Here is a 15,553-nt window from a genome sequence, read left to right on the forward strand (position 1 = left end):
ATTTTGAGGTGTCAACCATGTCTCCGAACACCTGTCAGCCATGTCCCCGGGCTGAACAGCAGCGAAGCAATCCAGGATCTTGCCGCGGATGCGCTCTGGATTGCTTCGTCGCTGCGCTCCTCGCAATGACGGAAATCTTGGTGGGCGTCTCGTTTCAACAAACACGGTGTCGTCCCGGCGAACGCCGGGACCCATAACCCCAGGAAGATGTTGTTGCGCGAGATGTTGGACCAGGCTTGTTTCACCACGGCCGCCGCGGAGTATGGGTCCCGGCGTTCGCCGGGACGACAGCGGAAGTCGTGGCGATTGCTTGGCTCACACCGGCAGTGCAATCGAGTACTTGACCTGACTCAGGGCAAAGCTGCTCTCGATCGAGGCGATGCCGTCGAGCCTTGTCAGCTTGGTCTTCAGGAACGCCTCATACGACGACAGGTCGGCCGCTACCACCCGCAGCATGTAGTCCCGATTGCCTGTCATCAGATAGCACTCCAGCACCTCGGGCCAGGCCGAGATCGCCTTCTCGAACCGTTTCAGGTCCTCCTCCTTCTGCCGAGCCAGCTTGATCGAGATGAACACCGAGACGTGCAGCCCGAGCGCCTTCTGGTCGACGCTCGCGATGTAGCGGGTGATGACGCCGCGCTCCTCCAGCAATTTCACGCGGCGATGGCAGGGCGAGACCGAGAGGCCCACCTTGTCGGCCAGCTCCTGCATGGTGATGCGGCCGTCGGCCTGGAGGTGGCCGAGAATCTTGCGGTCGATGGCGTCGAGTTCTGGCATTGGAATCAAGTCGCTGAAAATGAGTTCAGGTTGATAAAATATCCCAATAGAGCCGCTCTGTGCGCGAAAAATTGAGAATTCTGGCCGTGGCAAGAGGATTAAAGTCCACGAATCCAGCAATACCCGGGGAGCAGCGCCATGGCCACGCCATCCGCATCGTCAGATCGTCTCGACATCCTGAACGCGCTGACCCGGAAGGCGCTGTGGCTGTCGTCCTGGACCATCCACCACGCCAACCATATCAGGCCCAACACCGACGGCCTCAAGGTCGGCGGCCACCAGGCCTCGTCCGCCTCGCTCGCGACCATCCTGTCGGCGCTGTATTTCTCGGTGCTGCGACCGGAGGACCGAGTCGCGGTGAAGCCGCATGCGAGCCCGGTGTTTCACGCCATCCAGTATCTGTTCGGCCGGCAGACGCGCGAGAAGCTGGAGAATTTCCGCGGCTTCAAGGGCGCGCAATCCTACCCGTCGCGCACCAAGGACGTCGACGATGTCGACTTCTCCACCGGATCGGTCGGCCTCGGCGTCGCGCAGACGCTGTTCTCCTCGCTGGTGCAGGACTACGTGCACGCGCATGGCTGGACGAAGGATCGCCGCGAGGGCCGCATGATTGCGCTGGTCGGCGATGCCGAGATGGACGAGGGCAACATCTTCGAGGCGCTGGCCGAGGGCTGGAAGCACGGCCTGCGCAACACCTGGTGGATCGTCGACTACAACCGCCAGAGCCTCGATGCCGTGGTGCGCGAGGGCCTGTGGGAGAAGTTCGAGACCATGTTCCGCAATTTCGGCTGGGACGTGGTGATCGTGAAATACGGCCGGCTGATGCGCGAGGCCTTCGCCGAGCCCGGCGGCGAGGCGCTCAGGCGCTGGATCGACAATTGCCCGAACGCGCTCTACGCGGCGCTGTGCTTCCAGGGTGGGGCTGCCTTCCGCAAGCACATCCAGGACGAGATCGGCGACCAGGGCGACGTGACGCGGCTGCTCGACAAGCGCAATGACGACGAGCTGCTGGCGCTGATGTCCAATCTCGGCGGCCATGACATGGCGAGCATGCTGGAGGCGTTCGAGTCCATCGATCACGACCGCCCGGTGTGTTTCATCGCCTACACCATCAAGGGTGTCGGCCTGCCGTTCCAGGGCCACAAGGACAACCATGCCGGGCTGATGACGGTGGCGCAGATGGAGAAATGGCGCGCGCAGCAGAACATCCGTCCGGGCCATGAATGGGACAAGTTCGAGGGACTGACGCAGGATGCTTCGACGCTGGAGTCGTTCCTCGCCTCGGTGCCGTTCAACCGCGATGGCCGCCGGCTCGATGACGCCGTGTTCGACGTGCCCAGGCTGACCTTCACCGCCGCGGCTCAGATGTCGACGCAGCAGGGCTTTGGCCTGATCCTCAACGATCTCGCCCGCGGCGACACCGCAATGGCCTCGCGCATCGTGACGTCGTCGCCCGATGTCACCGTCTCGACCAATCTCGGTGCCTGGGTCAACCGCCGTGGCCTGTTCGCGCGTGCCGAGAAGGCCGATTTGTTCCGCAGCGAGAAGATCCCCTCGACCTTCAATTGGGCGGCCTCGCCGAAGGGCCAGCATATTGAGCTCGGCATCGCCGAGATGAACCTGTTCATCATGGCCTCCGCGCTCGGGCTGTCGCACGCCATCAACGGCGCGCGGCTGCTGCCGGTGGTCACCTTGTACGATCCCTTCATCGAGCGCGGCCTCGATGCGCTGAACTACGCCTGCTATCAGGATGCGCGTTTCATGGTCGTCGCGACGCCGTCGGGCGTCACCCTGGCGCCGGAAGGCGGCGCGCATCAGTCGATCGCGACGCCCTTGATCGGCATGGCGCAGGATGGGCTGTCCTCGTTCGAGCCGGCCTTCGTCGACGAGCTCGCCGCGATCATGAAGTGGGGCTTTACCCACATGCAAGCCGCGCCGGGCGAGGGCGGCTCGGTCTATCTGCGGCTGTCGACGCGCACCATCGACCAGCCGCAGCGGATCATGACGCCCGAGCTGGAGTCCGACATCGCCGCGGGCGCCTATTGGCTGCGCAAGCCGGGCCCGAATGCGGAGGTGATCGTCGCCTACACCGGCGCGGTCGCGCCGGAGGCGATCGAGGCCACCGGCCTGATCGGCGAGTCCCGCCGCGACGTCGGCCTGCTCGCGATCACGTCGGCCGACCGGCTGCATGCCGGATGGACGGCGGCGCGCAGCCTGCGCCGGCATCGCCGCGGCGGGCAGCATCTCAGCCACATCGAGCAGTTGCTGGCGCCGCTGCCGCGCGATTGCGGCATCGTCACCGTGATCGACGGCCATCCGGCGACGCTCGGCTGGCTCGGCTCGGTGCGCGGCCATCGCGTCGAGGCGCTGGGTGTGGAGAAATTCGGCCAGACCGGCACGATCGACGACCTTTATCGCCACAACGGCATGGACGCGAACGCGATCATCGACGCCGCCGAGAGCCTCACCGGCGCCCCGGTGAGGCATCGCAAGATGGCGGTGTGAGAGGGGGCGGAAACAAGGACGCCGCCTCGCTCACCTGGGGTGAAGGAGACGGCGTCGCAACTTGGGTCAAATGTCTACGTGCTAAAAGGCCAAGCAATAAGAACAGGCGAAAATATCCGTTCTGAAATCGTGTCCGGCGTCCTTTCGAGATGCCGAGATGTCTATGACGGGGAGATTAGCCACGGCGATCCAACGGCGATGTGAAGCAGTTCACATCTTGGAAATGAATCTTCGGCGACGGGAATTCTGCCATCCGGAATGATGGCCGGTTAGCGGCGAAAGAGGGAGCCACGCTTGTTGCGATGCAAAATGGAGCGGCGACGAAACGCAGGCGCGTCGGCTTGCGCCGGTCGCGGGCTTGCTCCTATATCCGCGGGACGCAACCCCGGTCCCCGCATGTGGCGGGTTCATCCCGCGGATCGCGCGTGCCAGGATGCCGGCCCGCGCGCTGCCGCCCCTCCATATGCTTCCACGTGAAGAGGTTTTCCGATGGTCAATCGCCTGCAATTCTACATCGACGGCGCCTGGGTCGATCCGGTCGTCAAGAAGTCCACCCCGGTCATCAATCCGGCGACCGAGGAGGCGATGTATGAGGTTGCGCTGGGCTCCAAGGCCGATGTCGACAAGGCCGTCGCCGCCGCCAAGCGCGCCTTCGAGACCTTTTCGCAGACCTCGCGTGAGGAGCGCGTCGCGCTGCTCGAGAAGATCATCGCCGTCTACAAGGGCCGCATGAAGGAGATCGGCGCCGCCGTCTCCGACGAGATGGGCGCGCCGCTGCCGATGGCGGAGAAGCTGCAGGCCGGCGCCGGCCTCGGCCACCTGATGTCGACGCTCGACGTGCTTAAGAAATACGAGTTCGAGGAGACGCTTCCGGCGTCCGTAGTCGTGCGCGAGCCGGTGGGCGTGGTGGGCATGATCACGCCCTGGAACTGGCCGCTCAATCAGATCGCCTGCAAGGTCGCGCCGGCGCTGGCCGCGGGCTGCACCATGATCCTGAAGCCGTCGGAATTCACTCCGACCTCGGCGCTGATCTTCGCCGAGATCCTGCATGAAGCCGGCGTGCCGAAGGGCGTGTTCAACCTCATCAACGGCCTCGGGCCGGAGGTCGGCGCCGCCATGAGCGAACATCCGGACATCGACATGATCTCGTTCACCGGCTCGACCCGCGCCGGCATCGACGTCGCCAAGCGCGCAGCGCCGACGGTGAAGCGCGTCAGCCAGGAGCTCGGCGGCAAGTCGCCGAACGTGATCCTGGAGGGGGCCGACCTCACCAAGGCGGTGACCGGCGGCGTCATGCACATGTTCAACAACTCGGGCCAGTCCTGCAACGCGCCGTCGCGCATGATCGTGCCGGCCGCGCGGATGAAGGAAGTGGCCGCGATCGCCAAGGGCGTCGCCGACAAGACCAAGGCCGGCGATCCCCGCGGCGAGGGCACCACGATCGGCCCGGTCGTCAATCGCGGCCAGTGGGACAAGATCCAGGCCCTCATCAACAAGGGTATCGAGGAGGGCGCGACGCTCGTGGCTGGCGGTCCGGGCCTGCCCGAGGGCGTCAACAAGGGCTTCTACGTCCGTCCGACCATCTTCGCCGACGTCAAGCCTGACATGACGATCTCGCGCGAGGAGATTTTCGGGCCGGTTCTCGTCATCATCGGTGCGCAGGACGAGTCCGAGGCGGTGAAGATTGCCAACGACACGCCCTATGGTCTTGCCGGCTACGTCTCGGCTCCGACGATCGAGAAGGCCCGCGAGGTCGGTCGCAAGATCCGCGCCGGCAACGTCAATTTGCAGGGCGTGCCGAACGACCGCACCGCGCCGTTCGGCGGCTACAAGCAGTCCGGCAACGGCCGCGAATGGGGCAAGTTCGGTCTCGAGGAGTATCTCGAGGTCAAGGCGGTCGCGGGCTACAACGCGGCCTGATCGGTGAGGATGCGTAGGGTGGGCAAAGCGCGGCGTGCCCACCGTTCGCGCCGACAACGAAGCAGGTGGGCACGGCGCTCCGCGCCTTTGCCCACCCTACGGGACCGGATGTCAGCCCCCCAGCGCGCCCTGCGTGTTCACGTAGAGTGCGTAGATCGACTGGCTGGCAGCCATGAACAGGCGGTTGCGCTTGAGGCCGCCGAAGCAGACGTTGGCGCAGCGCTCGGGCAAAGCGATGCGGCCGATCGGCGCGCCATCCGGCGCGAACACCATGACGCCATCGAGCTCGGGCGAGCCCATGCCCCAGCCGCACCAGAGATTGCCGTCGACGTCGCAGCGCATGCCGTCCGGCGTGCCTGGGCCGGCATCGATGTGGACGCGCTTGTTGGTGAGCGTCGTGCCGTCGGCGGAGACGTCATAGGCGAGGATCTTGCGCGTCGGCACGCCGCGGGATTCGACGATGTAGAGGATGGATTCGTCGGGCGAGAAGCACAGCCCGTTCGGCCCCAGCACGCCTTCGGCGACGATGGTCGCTTGGCCGGTGCCAGCGTCGATCCGGTACACGTGGGTGTCGATCTCCGGCTCGGCCTTGTAGCCCTCGTAATTGCCGAGCAGGCCGAAGGTCGGATCGGTGAACCAGATCGAGCCGTCGGACTTCACCACGACGTCGTTCGGCGAGTTCAGCCGCTTGCCGTTGAAGGAATCCATCAGCACGGTGATCGAGCCGTCGTATTCGGTGCGCGTGACGCGGCGGCCGCCATGCTCGCAGGTGACGAGCCGTCCCTGCCGGTCACGGGTGTTGCCGTTGGCGAAATTGGAGGGCTTGCGGAAGATCGAGACCGCGCCGGTCTCCTCCTCCCATTTGAGGATGCGCTGGTTGGGAATATCGCTGCAGAGGAGATAGCGCCCGTCGCCAAACCACACCGGCCCCTCTGCCCAGCGCAGCCCGGTGGCGAGCCGCTCGACCGCGGAGAGCTTGAGCCAGTATTTCTCGAAGCGCGGATCCAGCGCCTGGATCGCCGGATCGGGATAGAAGGTGGCAGGGCGAAAGCCCTGCGCGTGAGCGTTTCCGTCGGACATTTGGCCGGTCCTGTTATTGCGCCGTTACGATCTCTGCTATCATCGCCGAGCAATGACCGCAAACCTGCGGGCCGAACAAGAGGGATGAAATGCCACGTATCTTGATGACCGGAGCGAGCGGTGGGATCGGCACTTCCTTGCGGAAGCTGCTGCCGCCGATCTATCCGGACCTTCTGCTCAGCGACCTCAGACCGCCGGCGGATCTGTCCAGCCAGGAGACGTTCAAGGCGGCCGATCTTGCCGACCTGTCCCAGGTCGAGGCGCTGTGCGAGGGCGTCGACGGCATCATCCATTTCGGCGGCTACTCGGTCGAAGGACCGTGGAGCGACATCCTGCAGGCCAACATCATCGGCGGCTACAACCTGTTCGAGGCCGCCCGCCGCAAGGGTGTGAAGCGCGTGGTGTTCGCGTCGTCGAACCACGCGGTCGGCTTCTATCCGCGCCATCGCAAGATCGACAACGACGTGCAGCCGCGCCCCGACGGCCGCTACGGCGTCAGCAAGGTGTTCGGCGAGGCGCTCGGGTCTCTGTATGCCGACAAGCACGGGCTGAAGGTCACGTGCCTCCGCATCGGCAATTTCGGCGACAAGCCGCTCGACAAGCGCCGTCTGTCGATCTGGCTGAAGCCGGAGGATCTCGTGCAGCTCTGCCGCATCGGCCTGGAGCATCCGGACATCCACTTCGAGGTGCTGTACGGCGCCTCGCTCAATGAACGCGCCTGGTGGGACAACCAGCGCGCCTATGATCTCGGCTACCGCCCGACTGGCCGCGCCGAGGATTTCCGCGAGCACGCCATGGCCGAGCAGGCCAAGCTGCCGGCCGATCCGATTGGGGACTATTTCCAGGGCGGCGCGTTCTGCACCACGGAGTTCGATGGCGACACCAGCCGGATCATCGATTGGGGGTGATCCAAGGTCGGCATTCCGGGGCGCGTCCGCAGGACGCGAACCCGGAATCTCGACATGAGAGTTTAAACCACTTCTGGATTCCGGGTTCGCGCTTCGCGCGCCCCGGAATAACGAGACAGAGCAACGAAAGAAAAGAAGACCATGACCGACGGCCTGCGCAAGGGACTGACCGCTTACGGCGATGCCGGATTCTCGCTGTTCCTGCGCAAGGCCTTCATCAAGGCGGCCGGCTATTCCGATGACGCGCTCGATCGTCCGATCGTCGGCATCACCAACACCTACAGCGACTACAATCCCTGCCATGGCAACGTGCCGCAGATTTTGGAAGCGGTGAAGCGCGGCGTCATGCTGTCCGGCGCGATGCCGTTCGTGTTTCCGACCATCTCGATCGCCGAGAGTTTTGCGCATCCGACCTCGATGTATCTGCGCAACCTGATGGCGATGGAGACCGAGGAGATGATCCGCGCGCAGCCGATGGACGCCGTTGTCGTCATCGGCGGTTGCGACAAGACCTTGCCGGCGCAGATCATGGCCGCGGTGTCCGCCGATCTGCCGACCGTGGTCATTCCGGTCGGACCGATGGTGGTCGGGCATCACAAGGGCGAGGTGCTCGGCGCCTGCACCGATTGCCGACGTCTCTGGGCGAAGTATCGCGCCGGTGAGATGGACGGCAGCGAGATCGATGCGGTCAACGGCCGGCTCGCGCCTTCGGTCGGCACCTGCATGGTGATGGGCACGGCTTCGACCATGGCCTGCATCACCGAGGCGCTCGGCCTGTCCCTGCCGATGAGCGCGACCATCCCGGCGCCCCACGCCGAGCGTTTCCGCTCGGCCGAGGCCAGCGGCCGGGTCGCGGCGGAAATGGCCAAGACGAAGGGGCCGAGGCCGAGCGAGTTGCTGACGCCGGCGGCCTTCAAGAACGCCCAGGTGGTGCTGCAGGCGATCGGCGGCTCGACCAACGGGCTCGTGCATCTCACCGCCATCGCCGGCCGGACGCCGCACAGGATCGACCTCGATGCGTTCGACTGCATCGGGCGCGAGGTGCCGGTGCTGGTCGACCTCAAGCCGTCCGGCGATCACTACATGGAGCATTTCCATCACGCCGGCGGCGTGCCGAAGCTGATGAAGCAGCTCGGCGATCTCATCGACCTCGATTGCCGCTCGATCACCGGCCAGTCGCTGCGCGACATCGTGGCCGCCGCCGAGGACGTGCCGGGGCAGGACGTGATCCGCTCGCGCGACGACGCGATCAAGCCGGAAGGCGGCCTTGCCGTGCTGCGCGGCAATCTGGCGCCACGCGGCGCGGTCATCAAGCATTCGGCGGCAAGCCCCAAGCTGCTGCAGCACACCGGGCGCGCCGTCGTGTTCGAGTCGATCGAGGACATGACCTTGCGGGTCGATGCCCCCGATCTCGACGTCTCGGCCGACGACGTCCTGGTGTTGCGCAATGCCGGACCCAAAGGCGCGCCGGGCATGCCGGAGGCGGGGTACCTGCCGATCCCGAAGAAGCTCGCGCGCGGCGGCACGAAGGACATGGTGCGCATCTCCGATGCGCGCATGAGCGGCACCGCCTTCGGCACCATCGTGCTGCATATCACCCCGGAGTCCGCGGTTGGCGGCCCGCTGGCGCTGGTGCGGAGCGGCGACATGATCCGGCTCGATGTTCCCAAGCGCAGCATCGACCTGCTGGTCGACGACGCCGAGTTGGACCGGCGTCGCGCTGCGCTGAAGCAAGCCGCAACGCCCGAATGGGCGGAGCGCGGCTATGCGCATCTCTTCCATGAAACGATCCTGCAGGCCGACGACGGCTGCGATTTCGATTTCATGCGCCGGAAAGGGAAGGGGTGAGTGCAGTCCTACTTTCCCTTGCTGGTGAACCGCTTCACGGCGGTGCGGAATTCATCCGTGTGCATGCAGTTGATGATCGCATCGCGTTCGGCCGCGAGCTGGTCTTCGACCGAGCTGGTCGGCGCGCGATGGATCAGCGCCTTGGTCGCCGCGATCCCCGCCGGCACATTCTGCGCCAGCCGCGCAGCCAGCGCTTCGGTGGCTGCAGCGAGGTCGGTGGCGGGGACGACTTTCGCGACCAAGCCCCATTCATGGGCCTGCGCGGCCGTGAAGCTGTCCTCCGCCAGGAAGATCTGCAACGCCCGCCTGATGCCCACAGTGGCGACCATGCCAACTGTACCGCCGCCGTCGGGCGACACGCCGAGCTTGGCATAGGCCGGCGTGAAGCGCGCGTCCTCGGCGGCGATGCAGAGGTCGGCGGCGAAGGCGAGCGACATCCCTGCGCCGGCGGCGGAGCCGTGCACGCTCGCCAGCACGATCTTGGGCATTCGCCGCAGGCTCGCGATGAAAGCATGGTAGTGATGCAGCAGTTCGCTGACGACAGGCGTGATGGCGTTGGCCTCAGCGGCAGCGCCGATCGTCTGCAGATCGCCGCCGGCGCAGAAGGCGCGGCCTTCGCCTTTCAGGATCAGCACGCGGATGGTCTCGTCGGCCTCTACTTGGGCTGCAAGCAGCTCCAAGCGCTTCGCAATCGCAAGGTTGATGGCGTTGAACGCCGCCGGGCGGTCGAGCGTGATGGTCGCGATCGGACCCTCGATGCTCAGGCGGGCAGGTTCCGCTACGGCGTCCGACATTCATACCTCCCGGGCGTGGTTCTTGTTGCCGCATTTAAACCGCACGGCGGGACCGGTGACAATGCCGGGCAAGTCTGCCAAAACCCGGTTCCGTCGGCATGGACAATGACAGAATGGGGCAGGGCGCAGTGACGAAGGGACCGGTGGTGATCGTGGGTGCGGGGCATGCGGGATTCCAGCTCGCGACCTCGCTGCGTCAGGCAGGCTTTGCCGATCCGATTCACCTGATCAACGACGAACCGCATCTGCCGTATCAGCGCCCGCCGCTGTCGAAGGCCTATCTCAAGGGCACCGGCGGTCCCGAGACCCTGATGTTTCGGCCGCAGAAGTTCTACGCGGACCAGACCATCGATCTCGTCTACGATCGTGCCGTCGCGGTTCAGCGCGATCAGCGCAAGGTGCTGCTCGCCTCCGGTCGGACGCTCGACTATGGGCACCTCGTGTTCGCGACCGGCGCGCGCAACCGGCTGCTCGACATTCCCAATGCCAATCTCCCGGCCGTGCGCTATCTGCGCATTCTCGACGACAGCGAAACGCTGCGAGGCTTGCTCGCCGATGCCAAGCGGGCCGTGGTGATCGGCGCCGGCTTCATCGGTCTCGAATTCGCGGCGACCGCGCGGATCAAGGGCCTCGAGGTCGACGTGCTCGAGCTCGGCGCGCGGGTGATGGCGCGGGCCGTGACGGCGGAAATCTCCGACTACTTCCAGAAGCAGCATGCCGATGCCGGCGTGCAGATTCATCTCGGAGTGCAGTCCACCAGCATCGAGGCCGACGGCAACAAGGTCACCGGCGTCAGCCTCAGCGATGGTCGGCACATCCCCGCCGATCTCGTCGTGGTCGGCGTCGGCGTGCTGCCGAATGTCGAGCTCGCCGCCGAGGCTGGATTGCAGGTCGCCTCCGGCATCGTGGTCGACGAGTATCTGCTCACCAGCGATCCGCACATCTCGGCGATCGGCGATTGCGCCCTGTTCGCCAGCCAGCGCTTTGGCGGCACATTGCGGCTGGAGTCGGTGCAGAACGCCACCGATCATGCCCGCTGCGTCGCGGCGCGGCTGACGGGCGACGTCAAGCCCTATGACGGGCAGCCGTGGTTCTGGAGCGATCAGGGCAATGACAAGCTCCAGATCGCGGGGCTCACCACGGGCTATGACCAGGTCGTGCTGCGCGGGGATCCGGCGCAAAAGGCGTTCTCCGCATTCTGTTACAAAGAGGGCCGGCTGGTCGGCATCGAGTCGGTCAACCGCGCCGGCGACCATATGTTCGGCCGCAAGTTGCTTGCTGCGGGCGGCACCTTGGATGCAGCCAAGGCCGCTGATCCCAGCTTCGACCTGAAGAGCGCTCTCGCCTAGAGCAGCGCGCGCACCTCCTCGGCAGTGGGCATCGACGGGCCGGCGCCCATCCGCTGCACCGAGATCGACGCCGCAATGTTGGCGTAGGCGATCGCATCCGCGATCTCAGCGCCCTGCGACAGCCGGGCCGCGAGCGCGCCGACGAAGCAGTCGCCGGCGCCCGTGGTGTCGACAGCTTTCACCGCGCGGCCTTCGACCAGCCGGGCTTCGCCAGCAGTGATCGCGACCGCGCCGCGCGCGCCGAGCGTGACGCAGACCGTCTGATCGTCGCGAGGCTTGAGCGCAAGCACCGCCGTGATTACCTGCTGCGGCGTCGGCGCGTCGCCAAGCTCGATGCCGGCCAGGAAGCCGAGCTCGGTTTCGTTGAGCACGAGGACGTCGACCAGCGCGAACAGCTCGCGGCCAAAGGCGCTGGCGGGGGCGGGGTTGAGGATCGTGGTGGCGCCGGCGGCCTTCGCACGCTGGAAGAAGGCGGCGATGGTCGCCTGCGGGATCTCGAACTGGCTCACCGCCACGTCGCCCGTTGTCAACGCAATCTGCGCCACGTCATCGGCGCTGACCTCGGCATTGGCGCCCGGGATCACCACGATCGTGTTGTCGGCGTTGGCCAGCGTGATGATCGCGGTGCCCGTCGACGCGTCCGCGCTGTCCTTGACCGCGGCGAGGTCGATGCCCTGGCCGGCGAGGAAGGCGCGCAGCTGCTCGCCGAAGGCGTCGCGGCCGAGGCGGCCGATCAGCGCCGTCGGCGCGCCGAGCTTGGCGGCTGAGACCGCCTGGTTCGCGCCCTTGCCGCCGGGAAAGTACATCACCGACCGGCCCGCGACGGTCTCGCCGATGCGCGGATGGCGCTCGGCCGCCGCCACCACATCCATGTTGATGCTGCCGGCGACGACGACCCGTCCCATCCGCTTTTCTCCCAAACAGCCGCTAGACGCGCGCCTCGAATTCCTGCCGGACCAGCTCGATATCGGCGAGCGTCGGCAGGCCGGCCTCGTTGCCGAGCTTCTGGATCTTGAACGTCGAGGCCGCGCGCGCGAACTCGAAATGCTCCTTCCAGCCCTTGGCGGGATCGGCGAGGTACGAATACACATACGCGCCGTGGAAGACGTCGCCGGCGCCATTGGTGTCGATCACGCGCTCGCGCGGGATCGGATAGGCCGGCAGCGTATGCACGGCGCCGACCTCGTCATACCAGAGCAGGCCCTTCTCGCCCTGGGTGACGCCGCCGATGCGGCAGCCGCGGCTCTTCAGGTAGTCGAGCATCTTTTCCGGCGTGAGATCCATCTGCTCGCACAGCCGCTCGGCGACGATCGCGACGTCGATATATTCGAGCAGCTCATGGGTGTTGGTGCGCAGGCCGCCGCCGTCGAGCGAGGTCAGGATGCCGGCCTCGCGGCACAGCTTGGCATAATGCAACGCGGCGTCGGGCTGGTGGCCGTCGACATGCAGCGCCCTGCAATTGCCGAGATTGAGCAGCGGGAACGGGTGGATATGCGCGTCGTCGCGGCAGCGCACGATGGCGCGCTTGCCGTCCTTCGGCATGATGAAGGACAGCGAGGAGGCATTGACCTTCCGGGGGTGGACCGAGATGCCGTATTTCGCGGTCATGTCCTGGAACATCCGCCCGAGCCAGTCATTCGCGACGGTCGCGATCAGGTCGGGCACAATGCCGAGCTTGGCGCAGCAAAATGCCGCAGTCACGGCATTGCCGCCGAACGAGACGGCATAGTCGGACGCCACGTGCTTCTCGTCCCCCGTCGGCATGTGGTCGGTGATGAATGTCACGTCGATGTAGGTCTGTCCGATGAAGAGGGCCTGCATTGCCATTTCTGTCTCACTAAGGGGTGATCGCGGCCCCGGCGCCGCAGATTAGCAAGCGGTCAAAGCGGATCAACGCTGAAATTCTTCGTCAAATCGTCACCTTGGTGGTTGAGATCGGCCGTCTGCTACCGGTGGCCCCCTGCCGCCGGCGCGCGGGTCGCGCTATGGTTGCCGGCCTGCAGAAACGCAGATTCGGGAGTGGAATATGACTGTCTATGCGGGTCCGGTGTTCGAGATGGCCACCAATCAGTTCAACGTGATCGCCGACCATCTTGGTATCCCAGCCGACGAGCGGGACCGGCTGCTGTTGCCGAAGCGGGCGATCACCGTCTCGTGTCCGATCCACAAGGATGATGGCACGATCTCGGTCTATGAAGGCTACCGGGTCCAGCATCTGCTGACGATGGGGCCGACCAAGGGCGGCACGCGGTTCGCCCCCACGGTCGACATTGGCGAGGTCGCCGCGCTCGCGATCTGGATGAGCTGGAAATGCGCGCTGGTCGGCTTGCCCTATGGCGGCGCCAAGGGCGGCATCAACGTCGATCTCTCCAAGCTGTCGAAGCGCGAGCTCGAATCGCTGTCGCGCCGCTACATGCAGGAGATGATCCCGTTCGTCGGCCCGCATACCGACGTGATGGCGCCCGACATGGGCACCAATGAGCAGGTGATGGCCTGGTTCATGGACACGTATTCGATGTACCAGGGCCAGACCGTGACCGAGATCGTCACCGGCAAGCCGGTGTTCTCCGGCGGCACGCTCGGCCGCCGCGAGGCGACCGGCCGCGGCGTCGCCCATGTGTCGCGGCGGGTGATGGATGAGCTGGGCATCGACCCGACCACGTCCACGGCCGTAGTGCAGGGCTTCGGCAATGTCGGCTCCTACGCCGCGCTCGGCTTCCACCAGATGGGCATGAAGGTGATTGCGGTCAGCGATCACACTGGCGCCCTCCATGATCCGCGTGGCCTCGACATCCCGGCGCTGATGGAGCATGCGACCAGGCACGGCAGCATTGCGGGCTTCTCCACCGAACTCGCCTTCGATCCATACCAGATACTGACCCTGGCCTGTGACATCCTCGTGCCGGCGGCCGTCGAGCGCGTGATCGACGCCAAGGTGGCGGCGCATCTGAAATGCCGGGTGATCGCGGAAGCCGCCAACGGTCCGACCACGCCGGATGCCGATCTCGTGCTGGAGCAGCGCCGCAAGGAGATCTTCCTCATTCCCGACATCCTCTGCAATTCCGGCGGCGTCATCGTCAGCTACTTCGAATGGGTGCAGGATCTGCAGCAGCTGTTCTGGGAGGAAGAGGAGGTGATGCGCAGGGAGTACCAGATCCTCGACCGCGCCTTCGAGCGGATGCTGGCGCGCGCCAAGGCCGACGACATCTCGCACCGGACCGCGGCGATGGCGATCGGGGTAGAGAAGGTGCGCAACGCCAAGAACTCGCGAGGGCTGTTTCCGTGATCACCGGGCTCGACCACGTCGTCGTCCTGCTGCAGGACATCCAGGCCGGCAGCGCCGCGTTCGAGACGCTGCTGGCGCGCAAGCCGTCCTGGCAGAATTCGGGCGAGGGCGCCGACCGCGTCCTGTTCACGCTCGACAACATGAGCCTGGAGCTGATGGCGCCGGCGGGGGAGAGCCCCGCCGCCGACCGCATCCGCAACGTCATCAAGATCTGGGGAGAGGGGCTCGCCAGCATCTGCTTTGCCACCGGCGATATCGGCAAGATGCATCGGCGGCTCGAGCGGGTCGCGCTGAAGCCGGATCCGATTGCCGAGGTCGACAACACCGATCGCGTCTCCGGCCAGACGCTGCATTGGAAGCGCACCCGTGCGATGACCGATCTGACGCGCGGCGTGCGCATGTTCTTCCTCGAGCTTGCCGAGCCGCGCCCGCCGTCCGCCAAGACCGCCGATACGGCCGTGCTCGGCCTCGACCATATCGTGATCTCGACCGAGGATCCCGAACGCGCCGCCGCGCTCTACGGCGCCCGGCTCGGCCTCGACATGGCGCTCGACCGCAGCCATCAGGAATGGGGGCAGTTGATGTTCTTCCGCTGCGGCGACCTGATCGTCGAGGTGGTGAAGCGGCCGGTCGCCGGCAACGACAAGGCCCATGACAAGCTCTGGGGCCTGAGCTGGCGCGTCGCCGACATCGATGCCACGCGCGCGCGGCTGCTCGCCGCCGGCCTGCAGGTCTCCGAGCCCAGAGTTGGGCGCAAGCCCGGCACACGGGTGATGAGCCTCTACAGCGGCACCTGCGGCATCCACACGCTGATCCTGGAGAAGACCCCGCGCGTGGCGGAGTGAGGGATTCGCGGAGCGTGGAGAGGCGTTCGGACAACGGCACGGCAGGTCGCGAGCAACGCTAGGGCGTCGGGATGCGCTCAGCTCTTTCGACCCGTCATGGCCAGGCTCGTCCCGGCCATCCAGGTAGCACCGCACACGCCGAACGACGTGGATGGCCGGGACGGGCCCACGGCTGTCCGGTTCAGCTTCCGCATATTGCGAGGCTCAACTGTTGTGGGTTTTTGGCAAGTTGGGGTGGCCC

12 protein-coding genes are annotated in these 15,553 nt (G+C 65.9%); 7 read left to right on the forward strand and 5 right to left on the reverse strand.

Annotation, left to right across the window (positions count from 1 at the left end; translation table 11 throughout):
• Window positions 1-315: 315 nt before the first annotated feature.
• Window positions 316-777, reverse strand: coding sequence for an Lrp/AsnC family transcriptional regulator (locus ACQR10_RS32470; protein WP_316218907.1), 462 nt, complete (start codon window positions 775-777; stop codon window positions 316-318).
• Between the two features lie 138 nt (window positions 778-915).
• Between ACQR10_RS32470 and ACQR10_RS32475 the strand changes: the two genes are divergently transcribed.
• The gene (locus ACQR10_RS32475) at window positions 916-3,282 is read left to right on the forward strand and encodes a transketolase (protein WP_316218908.1); all 2,367 of its coding nucleotides are present in this window, start codon (window positions 916-918) and stop codon (window positions 3,280-3,282) included.
• A 489-nt stretch (window positions 3,283-3,771) separates the two neighbouring features.
• Window positions 3,772-5,202 carry an aldehyde dehydrogenase family protein gene (locus ACQR10_RS32480; protein WP_316218909.1) on the forward strand — a complete coding sequence of 477 codons (1,431 nt, stop codon included), beginning with the start codon at window positions 3,772-3,774 and terminating at the stop codon, window positions 5,200-5,202.
• A 111-nt stretch (window positions 5,203-5,313) separates the two neighbouring features.
• Here ACQR10_RS32480 and ACQR10_RS32485 read toward each other — a convergent pair whose 3' ends face one another.
• Window positions 5,314-6,282, reverse strand: coding sequence for an SMP-30/gluconolactonase/LRE family protein (locus tag ACQR10_RS32485; RefSeq protein ID WP_316218911.1), 969 nt, complete (start codon window positions 6,280-6,282; stop codon window positions 5,314-5,316).
• Between the two features lie 89 nt (window positions 6,283-6,371).
• Here ACQR10_RS32485 and ACQR10_RS32490 point away from each other — a divergent pair, with 89 nt between their 5' ends.
• Together ACQR10_RS32490 and ACQR10_RS32495 are read left to right on the forward strand one after the other, a co-directional pair.
• On the forward strand, window positions 6,372-7,190 hold the full coding sequence (locus ACQR10_RS32490; RefSeq protein ID WP_315805865.1) for an NAD-dependent epimerase/dehydratase family protein: 819 nt from the start codon (window positions 6,372-6,374) through the stop codon (window positions 7,188-7,190).
• Between the two features lie 141 nt (window positions 7,191-7,331).
• Window positions 7,332-9,038 (forward strand): IlvD/Edd family dehydratase, encoded by a 1,707-nt coding sequence (locus tag ACQR10_RS32495; protein WP_316218912.1) that lies wholly within the window; start codon window positions 7,332-7,334, stop codon window positions 9,036-9,038.
• A gap of 8 nt (window positions 9,039-9,046) precedes the next feature.
• On the opposite strand, the gene ACQR10_RS32500 is transcribed toward ACQR10_RS32495, so the two are convergent.
• Window positions 9,047-9,832: an enoyl-CoA hydratase/isomerase family protein gene (locus tag ACQR10_RS32500; RefSeq protein ID WP_316218913.1), complete on the reverse strand. Its 786-nt coding sequence runs from the start codon at window positions 9,830-9,832 to the stop codon at window positions 9,047-9,049.
• A gap of 113 nt (window positions 9,833-9,945) precedes the next feature.
• Here ACQR10_RS32500 and ACQR10_RS32505 point away from each other — a divergent pair, with 113 nt between their 5' ends.
• The gene (locus tag ACQR10_RS32505; protein ID WP_434912203.1) at window positions 9,946-11,181 is read left to right on the forward strand and encodes an NAD(P)/FAD-dependent oxidoreductase; all 1,236 of its coding nucleotides are present in this window, start codon (window positions 9,946-9,948) and stop codon (window positions 11,179-11,181) included.
• On the opposite strand, the gene rbsK is transcribed toward ACQR10_RS32505, so the two are convergent.
• Together rbsK and ACQR10_RS32515 are read right to left on the reverse strand one after the other, a co-directional pair.
• Window positions 11,178-12,086, reverse strand: coding sequence for a ribokinase (gene rbsK / locus ACQR10_RS32510; RefSeq protein ID WP_434912202.1), 909 nt, complete (start codon window positions 12,084-12,086; stop codon window positions 11,178-11,180). The genes ACQR10_RS32505 and rbsK overlap by 4 nt on opposite strands.
• Before the next feature lie 22 nt (window positions 12,087-12,108).
• Window positions 12,109-13,002: a sugar kinase gene (locus ACQR10_RS32515; RefSeq protein ID WP_315805870.1), complete on the reverse strand. Its 894-nt coding sequence runs from the start codon at window positions 13,000-13,002 to the stop codon at window positions 12,109-12,111.
• Window positions 13,003-13,207: 205 nt separating this feature from the next.
• On the opposite strand from ACQR10_RS32515, the gene ACQR10_RS32520 reads away from it, so the two are divergent.
• Both ACQR10_RS32520 and ACQR10_RS32525 read left to right on the forward strand, forming a co-directional pair.
• On the forward strand, window positions 13,208-14,467 hold the full coding sequence (locus ACQR10_RS32520) for a Glu/Leu/Phe/Val family dehydrogenase (protein ID WP_434873694.1): 1,260 nt from the start codon (window positions 13,208-13,210) through the stop codon (window positions 14,465-14,467).
• A complete protein-coding gene (locus ACQR10_RS32525) occupies window positions 14,464-15,312 on the forward strand; it encodes a VOC family protein (protein ID WP_316183410.1) in 849 nt (282 codons plus the stop codon). Before ACQR10_RS32520 ends, ACQR10_RS32525 begins: the two co-directional genes overlap by 4 nt.
• The last annotated feature ends 241 nt before the right edge of the window (window positions 15,313-15,553 follow it).

Source organism: Bradyrhizobium sp. HKCCYLRH2060 (genome assembly GCF_051168135.1).
In the GTDB taxonomy this organism is placed as follows: Bacteria; Pseudomonadota; Alphaproteobacteria; order Rhizobiales; family Xanthobacteraceae; genus Bradyrhizobium.